This is a genomic window from Pseudoalteromonas sp. XMcav1-K, assembly GCF_044005875.1.
GTDB lineage: Bacteria > Pseudomonadota > Gammaproteobacteria > Enterobacterales > Alteromonadaceae > Pseudoalteromonas > Pseudoalteromonas spongiae.
This window is the reverse complement of the sequence record NZ_JBIPJE010000029.1, coordinates 52,660-67,937: the sequence shown is the minus strand read 5'-3', so window position 1 is coordinate 67,937 and position 15,278 is coordinate 52,660. Positions and strand designations below refer to the sequence as shown.

General features: G+C 42.4%; 11 protein-coding genes, 1 tRNA gene and 2 rRNA genes. 10 read left to right on the top strand and 4 right to left on the bottom strand.

What is annotated here, in order from left to right; all coding sequences use genetic code 11:
* The 4 genes from rrf (ACHSBP_RS04300) to ACHSBP_RS04285 all read left to right on the top strand — a co-directional run.
* Positions 1 to 112: ribosomal RNA gene (rrf, locus tag ACHSBP_RS04300) — 5S ribosomal RNA — on the top strand; the annotation flags it as partial.
* An 84-nt stretch (positions 113 to 196) separates the two neighbouring features.
* A 5S ribosomal RNA gene (gene rrf, locus ACHSBP_RS04295) occupies positions 197 to 311 on the top strand.
* 839 nt (positions 312 to 1,150) lie between these two features.
* Positions 1,151 to 1,235: transfer RNA gene (locus tag ACHSBP_RS04290), tRNA-Leu, on the top strand.
* A gap of 148 nt (positions 1,236 to 1,383) precedes the next feature.
* On the top strand, positions 1,384 to 1,881 hold the full coding sequence (locus tag ACHSBP_RS04285; protein ID WP_395388214.1) for an RDD family protein: 498 nt from the start codon (positions 1,384 to 1,386) through the stop codon (positions 1,879 to 1,881).
* Between the two features lie 46 nt (positions 1,882 to 1,927).
* Here ACHSBP_RS04285 and lptG read toward each other — a convergent pair whose 3' ends face one another.
* The gene (lptG, locus tag ACHSBP_RS04280) at positions 1,928 to 2,992 is read right to left on the bottom strand and encodes an LPS export ABC transporter permease LptG (protein ID WP_010559568.1); all 1,065 of its coding nucleotides are present in this window, start codon (positions 2,990 to 2,992) and stop codon (positions 1,928 to 1,930) included.
* Complete coding sequence (gene lptF, locus ACHSBP_RS04275) at positions 2,989 to 4,104, bottom strand: LPS export ABC transporter permease LptF (RefSeq protein ID WP_010559569.1); 1,116 nt, start codon at positions 4,102 to 4,104, stop codon at positions 2,989 to 2,991. The genes lptG and lptF overlap by 4 nt, the downstream gene beginning before the upstream one ends.
* 155 nt (positions 4,105 to 4,259) lie before the next feature.
* Here lptF and pepA point away from each other — a divergent pair, with 155 nt between their 5' ends.
* The 5 genes from pepA to iscX all read left to right on the top strand — a co-directional run bounded on the left by pepA (position 4,260) and on the right by iscX (position 11,697).
* Positions 4,260 to 5,771 carry a leucyl aminopeptidase gene (pepA, locus tag ACHSBP_RS04270; protein ID WP_010559570.1) on the top strand — a complete coding sequence of 504 codons (1,512 nt, stop codon included), beginning with the start codon at positions 4,260 to 4,262 and terminating at the stop codon, positions 5,769 to 5,771.
* A 21-nt stretch (positions 5,772 to 5,792) separates the two neighbouring features.
* The gene (locus tag ACHSBP_RS04265) at positions 5,793 to 6,233 is read left to right on the top strand and encodes a DNA polymerase III subunit chi (protein WP_010559571.1); all 441 of its coding nucleotides are present in this window, start codon (positions 5,793 to 5,795) and stop codon (positions 6,231 to 6,233) included.
* A gap of 17 nt (positions 6,234 to 6,250) precedes the next feature.
* Positions 6,251 to 9,097, top strand: coding sequence for a valine--tRNA ligase (locus ACHSBP_RS04260; protein ID WP_010559572.1), 2,847 nt, complete (start codon positions 6,251 to 6,253; stop codon positions 9,095 to 9,097).
* Positions 9,098 to 9,276: 179 nt separating this feature from the next.
* The gene (locus tag ACHSBP_RS04255) at positions 9,277 to 11,436 is read left to right on the top strand and encodes a S46 family peptidase (protein WP_010559573.1); all 2,160 of its coding nucleotides are present in this window, start codon (positions 9,277 to 9,279) and stop codon (positions 11,434 to 11,436) included.
* 60 nt (positions 11,437 to 11,496) lie between these two features.
* Positions 11,497 to 11,697, top strand: a complete 201-nt coding sequence (gene iscX / locus ACHSBP_RS04250; protein WP_010559574.1) for a Fe-S cluster assembly protein IscX — start codon at positions 11,497 to 11,499, stop codon at positions 11,695 to 11,697.
* Between the two features lie 5 nt (positions 11,698 to 11,702).
* Here iscX and ACHSBP_RS04245 read toward each other — a convergent pair whose 3' ends face one another.
* Positions 11,703 to 12,554: an HDOD domain-containing protein gene (locus ACHSBP_RS04245; RefSeq protein WP_395388213.1), complete on the bottom strand. Its 852-nt coding sequence runs from the start codon at positions 12,552 to 12,554 to the stop codon at positions 11,703 to 11,705.
* A gap of 149 nt (positions 12,555 to 12,703) precedes the next feature.
* Here ACHSBP_RS04245 and ACHSBP_RS04240 point away from each other — a divergent pair, with 149 nt between their 5' ends.
* Entirely contained in the window at positions 12,704 to 13,663 is a 960-nt protein-coding gene (locus ACHSBP_RS04240; RefSeq protein WP_395388212.1) for an FAD:protein FMN transferase, read from the top strand.
* 26 nt (positions 13,664 to 13,689) lie between these two features.
* Here ACHSBP_RS04240 and ACHSBP_RS04235 read toward each other — a convergent pair whose 3' ends face one another.
* Positions 13,690 to 15,270 (bottom strand): hypothetical protein, encoded by a 1,581-nt coding sequence (locus ACHSBP_RS04235; protein ID WP_395388211.1) that lies wholly within the window; start codon positions 15,268 to 15,270, stop codon positions 13,690 to 13,692.
* Positions 15,271 to 15,278 lie beyond the last annotated feature (8 nt).

The window sequence follows — 15,278 nt, the reverse complement described above, 5'->3', positions numbered from 1 at the left end:
GGTGACTATAGCGTTTTGGAACCACCTGACCCCATGCCGAACTCAGAAGTGAAACGAAACAGCGTCGATGATAGTGTGGGTTCGCCCATGTGAAAGTAGAACATCGCCAAGCTCCTAATTAAAGAAACCCGTTGCTTAAATGCAACGGGTTTTTTAAAGCCTAAAATAAATAATAAAAAGCAAATTACCGAATTTGCTTGGTGAACATAGCGTTTTGGAACCACCTGACCCCATGCCGAACTCAGAAGTGAAACGAAACAGCGTCGATGATAGTGTGGGTTCGCTCATGTGAAAGTAGAACATCGCCAAGCCCCTATTTAAAAGAAAGCCTCAACATTATGTTGAGGCTTTTTTGCATTTATGACTCAAAAAAACAGGGCAAACGCCCATGTGCCTCTTCACCGCTGTAGGCACTTGAACACCTCCAACGCTAATAACTAAATGAAAAGCCCGCTAAATGTGCGGGCTTTTTGAATTTTAGCGTTTAATGAATTTGCAAAGCTTTAATTCATCCATGAAGCTGGGCCCCATCGCGCATCCTTGCGCTCACTTCCTTAGGCTGCGAAACTCCGTTTCGGTCCATCGTCACACATGTGCCTCTTCACCGCTGTGGGCACTTGCACATCTCCAACGCTACTAATTAAGTAAGTAAGATCGATAAAAGCCCTTCATCCATGAAGCTTATCGATATTCGAATACCCATATATATCAAAGCCCGCTCATCGAGCGGGCTTTTTGCGTCTAAAGTCAGTACAGAAAAGGGCTACCATCTTTATTTGGTTATTATCTGTCGTTGAAACTTTAAGGCTGGCTTTTGGATATTACTTATCAGAAGTTACTATCTATTTACCATTGCTAACAAGTAGTCGTAACTGCGAAACAACAGTGATTTATTATGAAATCTAAAGTCTTTAACTAACGATTTATATATCCCTACATAAATAACCTACTCGTAAACTAATCGCTTTGATTTATCATCGATATATAGTTTTCTTTCAAGTAATAAGTCCACTCTGCAAGAGTGTTAATTAGGATTTGAGTTTATTTCCTAACCAGTTGAGTCGTAAACATAAAAAACTACTTGCTGTGGTACTATTAGTTTGTATAATGCAATTACTTTATAAAGCGTAGCCTTTGTATTGTAATTTGTGCCAGTGTGATGGAATTGGTAGACATAGGGGATTCAAAATCCCCCGCAGCAATGCGTGGCGGTTCGAGTCCGCCCACTGGTACCATTTAATGCTACATAGCATTAAATAAAATTAGCCGACGTAAGTCGGTTTTTTTGTGCCTGAAATTAGCTTGTTTTAACTTTAATTAGCGTGTGATCTTAACTCTAGGTTAGAATAACGCATCCCATAGATTTGAGGTTTTACTACTTTTATGTCAAATATCGAACAACGAACTGGTTTTATGCGTCGTCTAGCATCATGGGTATACGATGCGTTAGCGACAATCGCGATTATCATGTTGGCGCAGATTATCTTCCTTGGTGCTCTTGAGCTGCTTCTTTCATTGGGGTTAATCAGTAAAAGTGAAGATGCAGACATCTCTCACTTTGTAACAACCCAACCATGGAACTTTATTAATCAGTTTTATTTAGTGTGTGTGGCTTGCTTCTTTTATGTTTACTTTTGGACTAAGGGCGGCCAGACGATCGGTATGCGTGCATGGCGATTAAAAGTGAGAAACTTAGACGGTAAACCTATTAGTAAGCCACAAGCGCTTATCAGGGCGATTACGGCGTTATTAGGGCTAGGAAATTTAATAGTACTGATTGATTTTAAGAACAAACGTTCACTACAAGATTATCTTGCTAAGACGGAAGTTATTACGCTGTCGAAAGAAGAAAATAAAAAGGTGTATCGCGAGCTCGATTAATATTTTACGAGCTCTGGAGACATAGTTCAGAAAGTCAAAGGCGCTATTATTGGCGCCTTTTTAGTAAGAAAGTTGCAATTGCGATAAAGATCAAACTAGGCATTATTGCGCCAATTGACGGATGTAATTCATACACTAATACAAACGGGCCAAAAATACGGTCTGTTAAATGAAATATAATACCTGTCACTACGCCCATAATAATTCGTGCGCCCATTGTTACACTTCTTAGTGGGCCAAATATAAATGACAGTGCCACTAATAACATCACAGCGATAGTAAGCGGTTGCATTACTTTACGCCAAAACGCTAGGTCATAGGTGCTGGTATCTTGGTCATTCTCTTTTAGGTATGAGAGGTAAGAATACAAGCCTGTGAAAGACAGTGTTTCGGGTTTAACAGATACTACACCAAGCTTTTCCGGAGTAAGTTTTGACTCATAGAAATAGTTTTCTGATATAGATGTATCTGTACTATTTGCATCAATTGCTAAATGTTGCACTTTATAAAGCTGCCAACCGTTTTGTTCCGGAATCGCTTTTTCTGCACGTTTGATTGTTTGCAGTTCCAGTCGCTCATTAAATTGGTACATGGTTAAACCATCTAAGCGACCCGACTCATCGACATTATTGATATTGATAAAAGTATTGCCATCTTTAGCCCAAACGCCTTTTTGTGCGTTAAATATGCTCCCGCCGGATATTTCCATTGTACGAAGCTGCTTAGCCGTTTTTTGCGCTTCAGGTACAACCCATTCAGCGATTGCCATCATAACAACTGCTAAGATCAGTGCAGTTTTCATCACTGAACGAATAATTTGAAAACGTGATAAACCGGCTGCTTGCATAACAACAAGCTCGCTGTTTGAAGCAAGTGCACCCAGCCCAAGCAGGCCACCAATTAATGCAGCCATAGGAAAGAATACAACGATGTCGTAGGGCATGCTGTACAAGGTGTATAAAACAGCATCTACGATATCGTATGTACCGCGGCCAACCGATCTTAGTTGCTCTATAAACTTAATCAGTGTACCAATGCCTACTAATACGAGTAGGGTAAAGCCTGTGGTTTGCAATAAACTGCGACCTAAATAGCCATCTAAAATTCTCATGCTACGGCCTCCTTCTTACTAAACCAAGCTCGAATGGTGGAGCCTAAAGGCCTATCACGAAGAATTAAAAAGGCACCTATAAACAGAGCGCTTAGGTGAATCCACCAAAGGCCAATAGATGTCGGGACTTTACCTTCTTGTACTAAAAACGTGCCTGCATTCAACAGCACAAAGTAACCCAAATAAAGGGAAATCGCAGGTACTAACTTGGCGAACTTTCCTTGTCTTGGATTAACTACCGATAGCGGCACAGCAATTAGGGTTAAGAGTGGGATTGATAATGGCACCGCTAATCGCCATTGAAATTGTGCAATCGCCTCGGTTGTCCCTTGCTCTAATAATTGCATCGATGGCAAGGCTTCTAATTTACGGCGTTTTTGCTCGATTGCTTGATCTTGAATTTGCACTTCGTAGTTAGTGAATTCTGTAAGCTGAAGTTGCTTACTGCCAGCAGGGTTTTCATAACGCTTACCATCACTGAGCACTAATTTTTGTTCGCCGGTATTTCTGTCTTCTTGTACTTTGCCTTTTTCGGCGTATACCACTTCCGATGTAGGACCATTTTTATCGCTATCTATTTGCGCATAAAAAACACGGTCTAGTTCAGTACCATTTTGCTTAATATCGTGAATAAACACCACGGCTTTTTCGTTATCGGTTTGTTGAAAGCGTCCTGAGCGAAGCGCAGCGAGGCCTGCATCAGCTTCAATCTTTTCTTTTAGCTGATACTCGTGCTCGTTTGCCCATGGTGCAAGGGTCAGCGTTAAAAAGCCTGCCAGCACTGCCAACACAGTAGATGACACGAGTGTTAAGCGAACTACGTACCATTCGCTTACACCGCATGCCTTTAATACTGTCATTTCGCTGTCGGCATAAATGCGACTGTAGGCCAAAATAATGCCAAGGAAAATACTTAACGGTAAAATTAAAGATGCCAATTGTGGCAGCTTTAATAGCACCATTTGCAACACCAATTGGCCGGGAATAGAGCCCTCTGCAGCGTCAGCTAAAATCGAGACAAATTTCTGGCTGACGAAAATAGTCATCAAGGTGAGGAATACAGCGAGCTGTGATTTGAATACTTCTGTCGATAAATAGCGAAAGATTAACACCGCGACCTCTACAAAACTTGTCTTTTTACTGGAATAGTCTGAAATTTTAAGTAAACTTTGTATTTTTACAACTTAAATATATGCCATTAGGACTTAAATTTAAAAATTAAGTTTGTTTTGGTTTAATTTATAGTCAAAATCACTCAGGAGTCGCTATGGAATTTAGCGTTAAAAGTGGCAGCCCAGAAAAACAACGCAGTGCATGTATTGTTGTGGGTGTTTATGAACCTCGTCGTTTATCACCAATTGGCGAGCAACTCGATCGTATTAGCGATGGTTATATTTCTAATTTGCTACGCCGCGGCGATTTAGAAGGTAAGCCTGGGCAAATGTTGCTATTACACCATGTACCAAACGTGTTAAGTGAGCGCGTGCTATTAGTTGGTTGTGGTAAAGAACGTGAGCTTGATGATAAGCAATATAAGCAAATTATTTCAAAAACCATTAGTACGTTAAACGATACGGGCTCAATGGAAGCAGTATGTTTCTTAACTGAATTGCATGTTAAAGGTCGCGATACCTACTGGAAAGTACGTCAAGCGGTAGAAACAACACAAGACAGCCTATATGTTTTCGATCAGTTAAAGAGCAAAAAGAGTGAAGCGCGTAGACCGCTTCGTAAAATCGTTTTCAACGTACCAACGCGCCGCGAATTAACTATTGGTGAAACAGCGATTGAACACGGCCTTGCAATTTCACACGGCCAAAAACTGTGTAAAGACGTTGCAAACATGCCACCAAATATCTGTAACCCAGCGTACCTTGGTGAGCAAGCAAAAGAACTTGAAGCAAATTACGACAACGTAAAAGTTAACCTTGTTGGTGAAAAAGAAATGGAAGAGTTAGGTATGCACTCATACCTAGCAGTAGGCCGTGGTAGCGCGAATGAATCGATTATGTCGGTTATTCACTACACAGGCGCGCCAGAAGACAAAGCACCAATCGTGTTAGTGGGCAAAGGCCTAACTTTTGACTCAGGTGGTATTTCAATTAAGCCAGGCGAAGCCATGGACGAAATGAAATACGATATGGGTGGTGCTGCAGGGGTACTTGGTACGATGCGTGCGATTGTTGAAATGCAATTACCAATTAACGTGATTGCAGTGCTCGCAGGCTGTGAGAACATGCCAAGCAGCAATGCATACCGCCCAGGTGATATTTTAACAACTATGTCTGGTCAAACAGTGGAAGTATTAAATACCGATGCTGAAGGCCGCTTAGTATTATGTGATGCATTAACCTATGTTGAAGCATTTGACCCTGATACCGTAATTGACGTAGCGACGTTAACAGGTGCATGTATTATCGCACTTGGTCACCAAACATCAGGTTTACTAGCAAACCATAATCCACTGGCACATGACTTATTAAAAGCGTCAGAGCTAAGTGGTGACCGAGCATGGCAATTACCGCTTTGGGATGAGTATCAAGAACAGCTAGAAAGCCCGTTTGCCGATTTCACTAACTTAGGCGGACGTGCAGCCGGTACAATTACTGCGGCATGTTTCTTATCGCGCTTCACTAAAAAGTACAATTGGGCTCACCTTGACGTTGCTGGTACTGCATGGCGCAGTGGCAAAAATAAAGGTGCAACAGGTCGCCCAGTTGCAATGTTAACTCAGTATCTATTAAATCGTGCTGATGTTAATATGGAGCAAGATGCCTAAAGTGATTCTAGAGGCAGTTTAATGAACGCAGTATTTTACGTTCTAAAACAACTAAATGAGCCGGTAAATTCCATTCCGGCTCATTTTGATCTAGCGGCAAGGCTAGCTGCAGATTGTTACCGACAGGGAAAAAAAGTATTTATTCTTGTAGATAATCAAGAGGATGCACATGTAATAGATGAGCACCTGTGGCAATTCGAAGTAGATAGCTTTGTTCCACACAATCTGCAAGGCGAGGGACCACAAGCAGGATCACCTGTTGAAATTGGCGAGTCAGCGCCAGTGGCAAATCGCAAAGTGATAATAAATCTGGCCAAAACGGTGCCCGATTTTATTCGTCGCTTTTCAGAGGTATATGATTTTGTACCTGCTGATGAACAATTAAAAGGCGTAGCGCGTGAACGCTACAAAGTAATGCGTCAACTAGGGGCGCATTTGTCGACACAAGAGATAGAGATTTAGTATTAAGGTTCTGTGCAATGGATAAAACCTATAATCCACAAGATATTGAACAGTCGTTATATCAAGGCTGGGAAGAGAAAGGCTACTTTAAACCGTCAGGTAAAGGTGACGCGTATTCAATTATGATCCCACCGCCAAATGTCACAGGTAGCTTGCACATGGGCCACGCCTTCCAAGATACCATCATGGATACGCTGACACGTTTTAAGCGTATGCAGGGCAATAACACCCTTTGGCAGGTTGGTACTGACCACGCAGGTATCGCAACGCAAATGGTTGTAGAGCGTAAGCTTGCAGCTGAAGAAGGTAAAACACGTCACGAGCTTGGCCGTGATAACTTCATCGACCGTATTTGGCAGTGGAAAAATGAATCTGGCGGTACTATTACCAAGCAGTTACGTCGACTAGGCGCGTCTGTAGATTGGGATCGCGAACGCTTTACGATGGACGAAGGTCTTTCAGAAGCGGTTAAAGAAGTATTTGTTCGTCTTCACAAAGAAGATTTAATTTACCGTGGTAAGCGTCTTGTAAACTGGGATCCAAAGTTACACACGGCAATTTCAGATTTAGAAGTTGAAAACAAAGACAAGCAAGGTCATATGTGGAACCTGCGTTATCCACTGGCTGATGGCCTAACAACGCAAGATGGTAAAGACTACATCGTAGTTGCGACAACGCGTCCTGAAACCATGTTAGGTGACACGGGTGTTGCAGTAAACCCAAATGACGAGCGCTATCAAGACTTGATTGGTAAAGAAGTAATTCTACCAATTGTAAATCGTCGCATTCCAATTGTTGCCGATGAACACGCCGATATGGAAAAAGGCACAGGCTGTGTAAAAATTACTCCTGCGCACGACTTTAACGATAACGAAGTAGGTAAGCGTCAGCAACTACCGATGATCAATGTGTTTAACAAAGACGCTGCGGTATTAACTGCGGGTGAAGGTTATACATTTGATGGCAAGCCGCAAGAAATCGACGCACCAATTCCAGAGCGTTTCCACGGTCTTGACCGCTTTGATGCGCGTAAAGCGATTGTGGCTGAGTTTGAAGAGCTTGGTTTACTAGAGAAAATTGAAGATCACAGCTTAACAGTACCATACGGTGACCGTTCAGGTGTGGTTATTGAGCCACTTCTTACAGACCAATGGTATGTGCGTGTTGCACCACTGGCAGAGCCTGCAAAACAAGCAGTTGCTAACGGCGACATTAAGTTTGTACCAGCGCAATACGAAAACATGTACAACGCGTGGATGAACGACATTCAAGATTGGTGTATTTCGCGTCAGCTTTGGTGGGGACACCGTATTCCAGCATGGTACGATGCTGAGGGTAACGTATATGTTGGTCGCAGCGAAGAAGAAGTACGTAGCGAGAATAACATCGCTGCGGATGTTGCACTTACACAAGATGAAGACGTACTTGATACTTGGTTCTCATCGGCTCTTTGGACCTTCTCTACGCAAGGTTGGCCTGCACAAACTGAAGACTTAAAAGTATTCCACCCATCAGATGTGCTGGTAACGGGTTTTGATATTATCTTCTTCTGGGTTGCACGTATGATCATGATGACCATGCACTTCATCAAAGATGAAGATGGCAAACCACAAGTGCCATTTAAAACGGTTTACGTAACCGGCCTTATCCGCGATGAAAACGGCGATAAGATGTCTAAGTCAAAAGGTAACGTACTTGACCCAATCGATATGATTGATGGCATCGACCTTGAAAGTTTAGTAGAAAAGCGTACCGGTAACATGATGCAGCCACAACTGGCGGCAAAAATTGAGAAAAACACCCGTAAAACGTTTGAAAAAGGCATTGAGGCACACGGTACTGATGCACTGCGCTTTACTCTTGCTGCAATGGCATCAACAGGGCGTGATATCAACTGGGATATGAACCGTCTAGAAGGTTACCGTAACTTCTGTAACAAGCTTTGGAATGCGAGCCGCTACGTATTAATGCACACAGAAGAAAAAGACTGTGGTTTTAATGGCGGCGAGATGACGCAGTCACTTGCAGATCGTTGGATCTTAGGTCAATTCCAAAACACGGTTAAAACATTCACTGATCATTTAGATAACTACCGTTTTGACTTAGCAGCAAGCACCATTTACGAGTTCACTTGGAACCAATTCTGTGACTGGTATCTTGAGCTAACGAAGCCGGTATTGTTTAAAGGTAATGAAGCAGAACAACGCGGCACACGTAACACGCTAGTAACGGTGCTTGAAGGCTTACTGCGCTTAATGCACCCATTAACGCCATATATCACTGAAACAATCTGGCAACGTGTTGCACCTCTTGCAAACATTAACGCCGATACCATTATGCTACAGGCATTCCCTCAGTTTGATGAATCGCAGGTAGATGAATCAGCGATGGCGGATCTTGAGTGGGTTAAGCAGTTTATCGTTGCGATTCGTAACATCCGTGGTGAAATGGACATTAGCCCTAATAAGCCTCTAGACGTACTGCTTAAAAACGCAAGTGATGAAGATAAGCGTCGCCTTGAAGAAAACGCAAAGTTCTTAGCATCACTAGCTAAATTAGAATCTACAACTGTATTAGCTGAGACTGACGAAGCGCCAGCGTCTGCTACCGCGTTAGTCGGTGGCTTAGAAGTGCTTATTCCAATGGCGGGTCTTATCGATGTTGAAGCTGAACTTGCACGTATTAGCAAGCAGCTTGAAAAAGCACAAAAAGGCCTAGAGCAAGTAGAGCGAAAGTTAGCAAACGAAAAGTTTGTTAATAATGCCCCGGAAGCAGTACTTGCTAAAGAGAAAGAAAAGCTTGCTGAATACAGTGAAGCGAAAGCCAAGTTACTAGAGCAAAAGGCTAAAATCGAAAGCCTTTAATCTTTAAACTTAATAAAAGCCGCGTCTATCGCGGCTTTTTTATTTGTACGTAATCATTTACTTACCGTTACAAAATTCGTGAAGATTGCATCGCAAAATATTGACTCGCGAAGTGACTTTAAGACATAGTGATAATGTAACATTATTACAAAAAATACTGATAAAAAGGAAACGCACAAATGCGCATTAAAGCGATCGCAGCTGCACTTGCATTTAGTTTTGCAGGCTCAGCATTTGCCGACGAAGGTATGTGGCAACCACATCAATTACCTGAATTAGAAGATATTCTTAAATCAAAAGGTTTAGCAATTGACGCTAAGTCAATCTCAAAGCTTACCGAATTCCCAATGAATGCCGTAATCAGCTTAGGCGGTTGTACAGCATCATTTGTATCGCCAAAAGGTTTGGTAGTTACTAACCACCACTGTGCTTATGGTTCTATTCAGTACAATTCAACTACTGATAACAACATTTTAGAAAATGGCTTTTTAGCAAAAAAACCATCGGAAGATTTACCTGCAGCGCCAGGTTCACGTGTGTATGTTACTGAAGAAGTGACGGATGTAACGGCTAACGTGAAAAAAGGCACTGAAACACTTACTGGCAAAGCGCGCTACGAAGCCATTGATGCAAACCGTAAAGCACTTGTTGCTGAATGTGAAGAAGACAAAGGCTACCGTTGTAATGTTTATACGTTCCACGGTGGATTAGAGTATTACCTAATTAAATCGCTTGAAATTAAAGACGTGCGTTTAGCTTACACGCCAGCAATGGGTGTGGGTAAATACGGCGGTGATATCGATAACTGGATGTGGCCGCGTCACACAGGTGATTTTGCATTCTACCGTGCGTATGTTGGTAAAGATGGCAAACCTGCCGAGTTTTCAAAAGATAACGTACCGTTTGAATCTAACTCATTTTTAAGCGTGAGCGCTAAAGGCGTGCAAGAAGGTGACTTTGTGATGGTGACTGGCTACCCAGGCCGTACTAACCGTTACCGCGTATCACCTGAAGTGGATTATGTTTTTAACACGGCATACCCACTTGCGCGCAAGCATAACTCTAAATACGTTGAGCTAATCGAAGAAAATGCACCTGAAGGTTCGCAAGAGCGTATCGCATACGAAAGCACGATTGCTGGCTACAATAACTACATCAAGAACTATGGCTCAATGATTGAGAGCTTCAAAAAAGGTTCTATGTATACGCGTAAGCAACAATTTGAACAAGATTTACAAGCGTGGATCAACAGCGATAGCGAGCGCAAAGCAAAATACGGTAACGTATTAGCTGATTTAGAAGCGCTTGTTGCAGAGTCGCAAAAGCACAACCAACGCGACCGTATGTTAGGCTATGTTCACCGCTCACAAATGATTTCAACAGCACGTATGTTGTATCGTTTAGCTGTGGAAAAGCAAAAGCCAGACGCAGAGCGCGAAAGTGGTTATCAAGAGCGTGACTTACCGCGTATCGAAGCGCGTCTTAAGAGCATGAGCCGTCGTTATGCCGAGCCAGTTGATAAAGCAATTCTACTTCACTTCTTAGAGCTATATGCTGCATTACCAGCAAATGAGCGTATCACTGAGGTAGATAGCGCTTTGGCACTAGAAAATGGCTTTAATAAAGCTAAGCATTCAGCCATGTTAGATGACATGTATGCAAATTCTAAACTAGCTGATGAAAAAGCCCGTTTATGGATGCTGGACTTAGACCTTGCGCAGCTTGATCAAAGTAACGACCCATTTGTGAAATACGCAAAAGCGATTTTCAGTGTAATGAAGTCAATTGAAGATCAAGATAAAGAGCTTGTAGGTAAAATGCAGGCGGCTCGCCCAGCATTAATGGAAGCGATTATTGCGTACAACAAATCACTTGATAAGCCTGTATACGCAGATGCAAACAGCACATTACGTGTAACTTACGGTACAGTGGGTGGTTACTCACCGCAAGACGGATTAGTTGCAACACCGTTTACTTCACTTGAAGGTCTGCTTGCGAAAAATACCGATGTTGAACCATTTAACTCACCGAAAAAGCAAAACGACTTAATCAAGCAAAAGCATTACGGTGATTACACAGGTGGTATGAACACAGTACCAGTAAACTTCTTGTCAAATGTTGATACAACTGGTGGTAACTCAGGCTCACCAACGCTTAACGGTAACGCAGAACTTGTTGGTTTACTGTTTGACGGTGTTTACGAAAGTATCATTGGTGACTGGGATTACGATGCAAACTTAAATCGTTCAATCCATGTAGATTCACGTTATATGCTTTGGGTTATGGATAAGGTTGATAACGCGCAGAATTTACTAGATGAAATGAAGATTGTGCGTTAAACAATCTTTCTACTAAATTAAAAAGGAGGCGTATGCCTCCTTTTTTATGAGGCAAACACAATGCAATTAAAATGGATTGACTCCCAGCACATTGCGCTGGCGCTACTTGATGAACACCCCAGCGTTGACCCACGTGAAATTAGGTTTACCGACTTACGTGATTGGGTGCTTGCGTTAGAAGATTTCGATGACGACCCAAGCCATTGTGGAGAGCGAATATTAGAAGCAATTCAAATGGCTTGGATTGAGGAATATGAATAAATAACTTAGGCTAAGCTATGAAAAAGCTCTTCCGCATCTTCTTTTATATCTTGGTAATCTTCTTCATCAAGGTCGAGCACGGTTAACACTTTCTCTTGCATATCAGGCCAATCAGGTGAATGCACAAAGCGACGATTTACGTGTACTATGTCTTCAGCCATTTTCAGCGTTGCGTAGGTGAGTTGGTCTTGGCTAAAAGTAGGTGTGTCTAAATACGCATCGTCATGATGACGTAATATAAGTTGGCAAATATTTTTTGGAAGGTTCCAACTGGTAGCCAAAAAGTAACCGATTACCGCATGATTTGTGCGGTACGCTGCTTCTTCACGTGCAACAAGAGATAGATGGTAATTGCGGTTAGACTCTTCCAGTACATCAACATAATTAGCGTAGTTCATCGCCATCGCAGGAATGCCGGCATCGTGAAATAACCCCACCATATGCAAATTTTCAGTTGGCACTATTGCTTTAAGTTTTTTACCAATCAAGGTTGAGATAGCTGCGATTTCGCTTGCGGTATCCCAAAAACGTTCTAGTCGAATGCAGCATTTGTCTTGATCAAACGCTTTTTCAAGTAAAAAGCCTGTTACTAAATTAGTTATGCCTTCTAAACCTAGAAACATAACCGCTTGTTTAATGTTGGTTATTGTTCTGGCAAGGCCGTAATAAGGGGAGTTAATAACCTTTAATACCATAGCGGCAATGGCTACATCACCAGCCACAATATTGGCAATATTGTTAAGTTCTGGCGAATCACTATTTAATTCAGTTTGCAGTAATTGCAGTAATTCAGGTTTTGGGGGAATCGTAAAGCCAGATTCTAGATCAGTAAGAACCTTACTATCAATTTCGATCATTATAAGCACCTTAATCAACGAGTGGCGCCATTATACTTGGTCTTTATTTCTCATGTTAGAGCTAAATCAAAGGAATTACGTTTATCATTATCAAATATTTGAGCATAATAGAACGCTAATTTGTTCAATTATAAATTTTAGGCTTGGTTTTGCGAAAGTTACTGCTCATATTACTGATTTTCCCAATTTTTTGTTACGGTGAATGGCTATCCGATGAAAAAGCAATTATGGGCACATCAGTCAAAATAACACTTTGGCATCATGATAAAAGCCATGGTGAAGCCGCCATTAAGGCCGTTTTTGATGAAATGGAACGAATTAATCAGCTAATGAGCCCCTACATAAATAGCAGTGAGCTTTACCGTGTGAATAAAAATGCGGCAATCCAACCAGTTAAAATCAGTAATGAGTTATATCTATTAATCAAACAAGCCCAACTAATTTCAGCACAAACCAAGGGTGCATTCGATATTACCTTTGCCAGTGTCGGCTTTTTATATAATTATCGCGAGCGTATTTCACCTAGTAATCAAGTGCGAGACACCAACCAAGCCTTAATCGATTATCGTCAAGTTGAGCTAAACGACAAAAATCAAACAGTGCATTTTAGGCAGCAGGGCATGAAAATTGATTTAGGCGGCATTGCAAAAGGCTACGCTGTTGATAATGCCATTACAATTTTACAGAGTCAGGGCATCGATTCGGCGTTGGTAAGTGCGGGTGGAGATACCAAAGCACTTGGCAAACACGGAGACAGGCCGTGGTTACTCGCCATTCAAGATCCGCGTAAAAAAGGCAAACACGCCATTCAATTACCGATGGAGAATGAAGCAATTTCTACCTCGGGCGATTACGAACGTTACTTTATTCAAGATGGCGTACGTCATCATCATATTATTGATCCAAAAACTGGCCATTCAGCTGCTAAAGTTCGAAGTGTATCGATTATTGGTCAACGAGGTGTGATGACAGACGCGCTGTCGACCAGCGTTTTTGTGCTAGGTGTAAAGGATGGTTTGGCATTAATAAATTCAATGCCAAACTTTGAGGCGTTGATTATTGATAAAGACCGCAAGCTGCACTTTTCAAATGGTTTGTTAGCCCATTAAAGAGGCGTCGCCGAGTGCGTTGGTAATTACGCAATCGGCTCAAACGCAATTAAACTGTCCATTAATCTGGCGTTACCTAAGCCATGCATCGGGAATAAATTAACAAAATTGCCTTGCTCACCATGTAGTGCCATGTAATTGAGAATAACGGTTTCAACTAGTAAGTTAACATTGTTGGCTGCAGGTCCCGATGCGGTTTCTACTGACGCATCGCGACGCATATAACCAATTTGTTGGCGCTTAGCTTGTTGCTCTGGTGTTGCACCTAACAACTGTGGCGTACCTTGAGGATTATAGACCAAGAAGAACGACGCTGAGGTTGATGAGTTGTCGCCTGTCCAAACACCTTTACCGCGGCCAAATTCCGAATCGTCTATCATACCGTTACTGGCAACAGAGCCATCACTGTAAACATACATCATTAGTGGCACGCCAAGTCTTGCGGCATATTCTAAGCATGCGCCCATACAACGCCCTGCACGTAAATCGCGAATTTCACCAGTCGCTCTATCGCCAGTGTGGTAATCAAAACCACCCATAGTGATAGTACCTGCGCCGGCGTAACCGTTAAGCACTAACTTCATAATCGAGGCTGTTTTTCTAAACTCGCCATCTTGGTTAAGTTCTTCGGCAGTAAAAATAGCATTGTCACCGGTGATCAATGCATCTGTCATCGGATTCAAGTTGTCTGGGTTACCAAAACGGTCAGTAATATCTGCGGTTTTAACGTAACCGCAGCGTACCAAGTCTTTCAGAACATCATCACGGCTTATTTGAGTACTGACGCTGTTTAGCTTCATATCACTAATGCGTTGAATGGACTCCATCACCGCAACGGCATCACTTTGATCAAGTAAACCAACTAAATCACCGGTATCGACAAGGCCTGTAACATCACTGGGCCTGTCTATTTTGGTAGGACGTTTGGCCGCATCAAACAAACTATCGGGCGACATAGAGTTCGCTCCGGAGTCGGAGTTACGAGAACCGACTAAACTCAGCAGTGAGCCATCGGCGCCAACACGGTTTATGCCAAACATAGGGTTATGCGGGTTAGTGCCGGTATCATTTTCAGAGCGTGCTGGGATCACCGCTCCATTAATATTGGCGCGATTAGTCACGGATACTTTTTCAAGTATGCCTTGTAAAAATTGACTGTCTGAGTGAAATGCCAATCCCAGTTCACTATTAACAAAATCGCTTAACCCAGTTTGTGCATTGGCGATTGGTGGGATCATATCGCCCGGTAAACCGAGTTTGCTGTAGCCTTCGGTCGATAAAAAATCCATTTGCCCGTTGGGTCCACCAACCAGTACATTTGAGCCAGCGATGTTTGCGCCTCCGGCCAAATCAAAGCAAATAAAGGGAATTTTTCCAGCGCCAGAGGTGGCAATACCACAACTTTGCTTTAGCGCTTCTAAATCACTGGAAAGTGTACTTTGTGCTTGCAGCGGGCTTGAGAATAAACTAAACAGTGAACCACTAAAAAACGTGCCTAATCCTGCGGCAAACCCCTGTGCGATAAAATCGCGACGGCTGATTGGTTTACTGTGATCTTGGTGCAGTAATGGTGTATCTGGGTTGAGAATATGATTTTGTTTTTTCATAACATTTC

What these genes read in the sequence shown, in the direction of transcription:
- ACHSBP_RS04285 (WP_395388214.1), top strand. Translation starts at nt 1,384, where the DNA reads ATGTCAAATATCGAACAACGAACTGGTTTTATGCGTCGTCTAGCATCA.
- lptG (WP_010559568.1), bottom strand. Translation starts at nt 2,992, where the DNA reads ATGAGAATTTTAGATGGCTATTTAGGTCGCAGTTTATTGCAAACCACA.
- pepA (WP_010559570.1), top strand. Translation starts at nt 4,260, where the DNA reads ATGGAATTTAGCGTTAAAAGTGGCAGCCCAGAAAAACAACGCAGTGCA.
- ACHSBP_RS04265 (WP_010559571.1), top strand. Translation starts at nt 5,793, where the DNA reads ATGAACGCAGTATTTTACGTTCTAAAACAACTAAATGAGCCGGTAAAT.
- ACHSBP_RS04260 (WP_010559572.1), top strand. Translation starts at nt 6,251, where the DNA reads ATGGATAAAACCTATAATCCACAAGATATTGAACAGTCGTTATATCAA.
- ACHSBP_RS04255 (WP_010559573.1), top strand. Translation starts at nt 9,277, where the DNA reads ATGCGCATTAAAGCGATCGCAGCTGCACTTGCATTTAGTTTTGCAGGC.
- iscX (WP_010559574.1), top strand. Translation starts at nt 11,497, where the DNA reads ATGCAATTAAAATGGATTGACTCCCAGCACATTGCGCTGGCGCTACTT.
- ACHSBP_RS04245 (WP_395388213.1), bottom strand. Translation starts at nt 12,554, where the DNA reads ATGATCGAAATTGATAGTAAGGTTCTTACTGATCTAGAATCTGGCTTT.
- ACHSBP_RS04235 (WP_395388211.1), bottom strand. Translation starts at nt 15,270, where the DNA reads ATGAAAAAACAAAATCATATTCTCAACCCAGATACACCATTACTGCAC.